The 5,017-nt window shown below is 72.3% G+C and carries 3 protein-coding genes and 1 pseudogene; 1 reads left to right on the forward strand and 3 read right to left on the reverse strand.

What is annotated here, in order from left to right:
• From ACTIDRAF_RS0221510 to ACTIDRAF_RS0221520, 3 genes and pseudogenes are all read right to left on the reverse strand, one after another.
• A pseudogene (locus ACTIDRAF_RS0221510) lies at positions 1-390 on the reverse strand (hypothetical protein); the annotation flags it as partial.
• 67 nt (positions 391-457) lie between these two features.
• A complete protein-coding gene (glnA, locus tag ACTIDRAF_RS0221515; protein WP_016700783.1) occupies positions 458-1,801 on the reverse strand; it encodes a type I glutamate--ammonia ligase in 1,344 nt (447 codons plus the stop codon).
• A gap of 70 nt (positions 1,802-1,871) precedes the next feature.
• Positions 1,872-3,455, reverse strand: a complete 1,584-nt coding sequence (locus tag ACTIDRAF_RS0221520) for an alpha/beta hydrolase (protein WP_016700784.1) — start codon at positions 3,453-3,455, stop codon at positions 1,872-1,874.
• 166 nt (positions 3,456-3,621) lie between these two features.
• Here ACTIDRAF_RS0221520 and ACTIDRAF_RS0221525 point away from each other — a divergent pair.
• Positions 3,622-5,017: NAD+ synthase (locus ACTIDRAF_RS0221525; protein ID WP_026066362.1), on the forward strand; the 1,396-nt coding region annotated here is incomplete at its 3' end.

A 5,017-nucleotide genomic window follows, 5' to 3' on the forward strand; every position in this document is an offset into this window, starting at 1 on the left:
CCCGCCCGTGGCCGGTCGCGGCGGGTGGGCTGCCGGGGCGGACGGCCCGGGGCCGGGGACGCTACCGGGCGGTGGGGGCATGGGTGGTCCGTCGACCGGCGTCGCCGGGGTGAACAGCGAGGAGGTCCGCTGCTCCTGCCGGGGGTCACCGCCCTGCTGGTCGGCGTTCGGGCGCGGCGGCAGGGTACGTCGCAACGCACCGAAGGCGTTGTGCGGTGTCCCTGCCGGGCCCCGGTGCGCGCGGTCGGCGGCGGGTTCCCCGTTCGGAGCGGTCGAGTGGTCGAACCAGGCCGCCGAGTCGTCGTCCGTGGTCGGCTGGTCGGCGGGCGCGGGTGACGCCGAGGGCGACGCCCCGGCGGGATTCTTGCCGTTGGCAGGGAGCTCGCTCACGGCGCCGAATCTATCGTCCGCGCGGGAGGGCCGGTCGTGCTGAGCTGGTTTCGCCTGGTCCCGACCCTCACAACACCGGCAACAGCGTCCTCAGCTCGTACGGGGTGACGTGGCTGCGGTAGGCGTCCCACTCGGCGCGCTTGTTCCGGAGGAAGAAGTCGAACACGTGCTCGCCGAGCGCCTCCGCGAGGAGTTCGGACGACTCCAGCTCGCCCAGGGCCTCGTTGAGGTTCTGCGGCAGGCTGGCGTAGCCGGCCGCCCGACGCTCCGACTCGGTCAACGACCACACGTCGTCCTCGGTGGCCGGTGGGAGCTCGTACCCCTCCTGGATGCCCTTGAGCCCGGCGGCGAGCGTTACCGCGTAGGCGAGGTAGGGGTTGCACGCCGAGTCGAGGCTGCGGATCTCCACCCGTCGGGACGAGGCCTTCCCGGGGGAGTACATGGGGACCCGGACCAGCGCGGAGCGGTTCGCGTGCCCCCAGCAGACGGCCGTCGGGGCCTCTCCCCCGGCGACGAGCCGCTTGTAGGAGTTCACCCACTGGTTGGTGACGGCGGTGATCTCCCTGGCGTGCCGGAGCAGCCCGGCGACGAACGCCTTGCCGGTGCCCGACAGTTCGTAGGGGTCCTCGCTGTCGTAGAACGCGTTCCGGTCGCCCTCGAACAGGCTCATGTGGGTGTGCATGCCCGAGCCGGGGTGCGCGGTGAACGGTTTGGGCATGAAGGAGGCGCGGACCTGCTGTTTGATCGCGACCTCCTTCACCACGTAGCGGAAGGTCATCACGTTGTCGGCCATCGTGAGCGCGTCGGCGTAGCGCAGGTCGATCTCCTGCTGGCCCGGCGCCGCCTCGTGGTGGCTGAACTCGACCGAGATGCCCATGTCCTCCAACGCCTCGATGGCGTGCCGTCGGAAGTGGGGGGCCGCGTTGTGGCTCGCCTGGTCGAAGTAGCCGCCCGAGTCGGCGGGAACGGGTTCGTTCCCGTCGCCGGGAAGGTCCTTGAGCAGGTAGAACTCGATCTCGGGGTGGACGTAGCAGGTGAACCCGGACTCGGTGGCCCGCGACAGCGTCCGCCGCAGGACGTGCCGGGGGTCGGCCCAGCAGGGGGAACCGTCCGGCATCGTGATGTCGCAGAACATCCGGGCCGAGTAGTGCTGGCCGTCGGCGGTCTCCCAGGGCAACACCTGGAAGGTCGAGGGATCGGGCCTGGCGACCATGTCGGACTCGTACACCCGGGCGAAGCCCTCGATGGCCGACCCGTCGAAGCCGATGCCCTCGGCGAAGGCCCCCTCGAGTTCGGCCGGCGCGATCGCGACGGACTTGAGGAAGCCCAGCACGTCGGTGAACCAAAGCCGCACGAAGCGGATGTCGCGCTCCTCGAGCGTCCGCAGCACGAAGTCCTGCTGGCGATCCATGGGGGCAGCCTAGGCAATCACCGTTACCCGGGTGTTGCGCCCCGCCGAGTCCGGCGGGGCCGCATCCGGGTCAGCAGGTGACGTCCTCGTCGGGCAGGTCGAGGTCGACGAGGTAGGCGGTGGCGATCTCGTCGACGCAGTCCGCCCCCTGGAGGACGACCCCGTGCTGGTTGCCCTCGTAGGTGAGCAGCCGCCCACCCAGGGCGTCGGCGAGTTCGACGCCGGCCTCGTAGGGGGTCGCCGGGTCGCCGGTGGTCGAGACGACGAGCGTGGTCGGGAGCCGGTCGGCGTCCGGCGCGGGCGGAGCGTCGTTCGGGGGCACCGGCCAGAACGCGCAGGCGTCCCGCAGCGGGCCGGGCTCGCCGCCGGTGTCGAGGAACGGGGCCGCCTCCCGGGCGCGCCGGTCGAGTTCGGTGAGGACCTCGTCGTCGCTGATCGGCGGGTCGTCCACGCACCGCACGGCGGTGAACCCGTCCATCATGGTGCTGTAGGAGCCGTCGGTCGGCGAACGCCCGTGGTAGACGTCGGCGAGCAGCAGCAGGGTGCTGCCGTCACCGGTGGCGAGCTGCGCCAGGCCCTGGTTCAGCACCGGCCAGAACTCCTGGGTGTACAGGCTCTGGATGGTGCCGGTGATCGCGTCGGGGTAGGACAGCAGCCGGTCACCGGCGGCGGCCGGTTGGTCGACGAGCGGGTCCACCAGCTCCCGGAACACCTCGACCGCCTGCTCGGGGTCGGAACCGAGCACGCACGGGTTCTGCTCGGCGCACCAGTCGGCGAAGGCGTCGAACGCCTGTTGGAAGCCGGCCTGCTGGTCCACGCGTTGTTCGACCGGGTCCGCGTCGGGGTCGAGGGCGCCGTCGAGGACCAGGGCGCGCACGTTGTCCGGGAAGAGGGCGGCGTAGGTGCTGCCCAACCGGGTCCCGTAGGAGTAGCCGAGGTAGGTCAACCGTTCGTCGCCGAGGGCGGAACGCAGGACGTCCAGGTCGCGGGCGACCGTGGTGGTTCCGAGGGAGGCGAGGAACTCGGCGCCGTTGCGCTGCTCGCAGGCCTCGGCGTAGGCGCGTTGGTCGGCGTCGTTGCGGGCGACGGCCTCCGGCGAGGTGTCGGCGACCTGCTCGACCCGGTAGGCGTCCCGTTCCTCGCCTGTCCAGCACTGGATGGCGGGTTCGCTGGTGCCGAGGCCTCGGGGGTCGAATCCGACGAGGTCGAAGCGGCGCCCGAGTTCGGTGTCGGCGACCTCGGGAGCCAGCCCGGCCGCGGCCGGGACTCCGCCCGCGCCGGGGCCACCGGGGTTGACCAGGATCGACCCGATGCGCGTGCTGGGGTCCTCGGCCGGCCGGCGCAGGACACCGATGCGGATCTCCTCACCCCCGGGGTCGTCGTAGTCCAGCGGCACCCGCAGGTGGGCGCACTCGAGACCGTCCGCTCCGACGGCGGTTGCCTCCTCCGGGCTGGTGGCGAAGTCGGCGCAGCCCTGCCACTCGACCGGCTGGCCGTAGTAGTCCTCGAGGCCATCGGGCACCGACCCCGCCGGGCCCGGCTGCGCCGCCGAGGGCTCCGGCGTCTGGTCGTCGGTCGGCTGGCTGGTGCACGCGACACAGGCCGCGGCCAGGGCTATCGCGCCCCATGTCCGGATCTTCCCCACCCGGCCCATCCTGCCAGGGCGGCACAGCCGTCCACCGGCATGGCGAAAGGTCCACTGCTCCCCGATGCGGCGACGTCAGTCCGAGGGACCGTCGAACGGACGAGCCCGCCATGAGCTGGCCCACTCCTCGCCGCCCGGTAGACCGCCCGTCCCCCGACTGGCGGAAGATGAGCGTATGGCGCAGCTCCGGATAGCCCTGGCTCAGGTGAACGCTCAGGTCGGTGACGTGACGGGTAACGCGGGATTGGTCCTCGACTGGTCACGCCGGGCGGTGGCGGCCGGCGCCCACCTCGTGGCCTTCCCGGAGATGGTCCTCACCGGGTATCCCGTGGAGGACCTGGCGTTGCGCTCCTCCTTCGCCGCCCGATCCCGGGCCGAGCTGGACCGGTTGGCCGTACGGCTGCGGGAGGCCGGCTGCGGTGAGGCCCTGGTGGTCGTCGGCTACCTGGACCGCGACGAGGAGGGGCCGAGGAACGCGGCGGCGCTGCTGCACGGCGGTGAGGTCGTGGCCCGCTACGCCAAGCACCACCTGCCCAACTACGGGGTGTTCGACGAGTTCCGGTACTTCCGGCCCGGCCGCCGCCTGCCGGTGGTGCGTTTCCACGGGGTCGACCTCGGCGTCGTGATCTGCGAGGACATCTGGCAGCGCCCCGGCCCGGCCGACGCGCTGGCGGCGGAGGGCGCGGACCTGGTGGTCTGCCTCAACGGCTCGCCCTACGAACGCGCCAAGGGTGACGCACGGGGGGACCTGGTCTCGGGCTACGCGAGCAGGACCGGGGTTCCGATGGCCTACGTGAACCTCGTGGGTGGGCAGGACGAACTGGTCTTCGACGGTGACTCCCTGGTGTGCGGCGGGGACGGCGCCGTGCTCGCCCGCTCCCCCCGCTTCGAGGAGGACCTGCTGGTGGTGGACCTCGACCTGGCCGACAACCCCGGCGGGGGGCCGGACGGGGAGGGGTTCGAGGTCGTCCGCCGGGTGATCGCGGAGGACCCGCTCCCCGCGTACCCACCGGCCGCCGCCCCGGCGCCCGCCGCTCCGCTGTCCGAGTCCGCCGAGGTGTGGGGCGCGCTGGTGACGGGGCTGCGGGACTACGTGGAGAAGAACGGGTTCCGCACCGTCCTGATGGGGCTCTCCGGCGGGATCGACTCCGCGGTGTGCGCGGCGCTGGCGGTGGACGCGCTGGGCGCCGACCGGGTGCACGGCGTGTCCATGCCCTCCCGGTACTCCTCGGACCACTCCAGGAACGACGCGGCCGAGCTGGCGGAACGCACCGGCCTGCACTACTCGTCGCAGCCCATCGTCGACGGCGTCGCCGTCTTCGTGGACCAACTGGGCCTGACCGGGCTCGCCGAGGAGAACGTGCAGGCCCGCTGCCGAGGGGTCACGCTGATGGGGCTGTCGAACCAGGACGGGCACCTGGTCCTCGCGACGGGCAACAAGTCCGAGCTGGCGGTCGGCTTCTCCACCATCTACGGCGACGCCGTCGGCGGCTTCGCCCCGATCAAGGACGTCCCCAAGACGATGGTGCGGCGGCTGGCGCTGTGGCGGAACGAGGAGGCGGAGCGCCGGG

Source organism: Actinoalloteichus spitiensis RMV-1378, from assembly GCF_000239155.1.
GTDB classification, from domain to species: Bacteria; Actinomycetota; Actinomycetes; order Mycobacteriales; family Pseudonocardiaceae; genus Actinoalloteichus_B; species Actinoalloteichus_B spitiensis.

Coding starts and splice junctions, on each gene's coding strand:
- glnA (WP_016700783.1), bottom strand. CDS start 1,801: ATGGATCGCCAGCAGGACTTCGTGCTGCGGACGCTCGAGGAGCGCGAC.
- ACTIDRAF_RS0221520 (WP_016700784.1), bottom strand. CDS start 3,455: ATGGGCCGGGTGGGGAAGATCCGGACATGGGGCGCGATAGCCCTGGCC.